Consider the following 1,132-nt stretch of genomic DNA (forward strand, 5'->3'; position numbering starts at 1 on the left):
TGGCGCCCTCGCGCTGCCAGTAGATCCGGACCATGCCGGGTTCGAAAACCGGCTCGCCGTTCTCGTCGCTCTGCACGATCAGTGCGTCTTCAGGCGTGTTCTGACCCAGCCACTGGCGCTGCGCCTTCTCATAGGCGAAACCGTCATCGGTATAACGGCCGTCCTTCCCGGCTTCACCGAACAGATCCTCCTGCCAGGCGATCCGGCAGCTTTTTGCAATGGCGTCATCAAACGAGGCCTCGATTGCATAAAAACGGTCCTGCCGCAGGGCTGATGCAATCCGGTCCCAATCGGGGATGGCAGCACCGGGTTCCCAATTTCCGTCGGGCAGTTGCTCGCCCTCATCTTCGCAGGCTTCGACATCCTCGGGCGGCAACGAGCCAACCGGAAACCCGAAATGGCCCCAGACCTGTTCCTGCAGCGCGGTGGACGCAAGGGCAATGCTCGCCAGTTCACGATTGCCGGGACCCTTGCCCGCCTCGATCCATGCCAGAATATCAGGCAGGATGACAGACAGGCGGCCGATCTGCTTCAGCTGCACCGGTGTGAGCATCAGCGCCTTGCAGATCGCGGTGTCATTCCACTTTTTTTCCTCCCGGAGCCTGGCGACAACCCGCCACTGTTCAACCTGGGTCATGGGCTGACGGATCATGTTCTCCGATGCGGCACGCATCCGGTCCAGTTCCGCATCATCGCCTGCCACCGTCACCTGAATGGTTTTCAGGCCGGCCTTGACCGCGGCACGCCGGCGGCGATGCCCTGCAACGATCATCAGGCCGTCAGGAGTTTCGCGGACCAGGGGCGGGTGGATGATCCCGACGGCCTTGACGTTCAGCGCCAGCTGGCGCTCTTCCGCCTCGTTGGGCGCGGATTTCCGCGGGTTTTCGGGGTTGTCGAGCAGGGTTTTCGGATCAACTTCGCGCAGTTCCATGGTTTTTACTCCGTGTTCTCAGGACGCCTTTCCTGATGCACTCCGGCGGCCAGCACCGGGCTGGCGGGGCAAGGGCGCCGTGCAGCGGCGGCACCGGACCCGCGCGCAGGCGGCGCAGACGCCGAGCACGGGGAGGCGCCACCCCTTGCGGCGCCTGGCCGGAGATGGCAGCCCTTCTCAGGCTGCCGCCTCTTCTTCCTT

At 64.0% G+C, this 1,132-nt stretch carries 1 protein-coding gene; it reads right to left on the reverse strand.

The features are described from left to right. On the reverse strand, nucleotides 1–931 hold a 931-nt coding region (locus GEU01_RS22060; RefSeq protein ID WP_019087704.1), incomplete at its 3' end, for a ParB/RepB/Spo0J family partition protein. Nucleotides 932–1,132: the final 201 nt, after the last annotated feature.

This window comes from Komagataeibacter europaeus LMG 18890, assembly GCF_000285295.1.
Lineage (GTDB): Bacteria > Pseudomonadota > Alphaproteobacteria > Acetobacterales > Acetobacteraceae > Komagataeibacter > Komagataeibacter europaeus.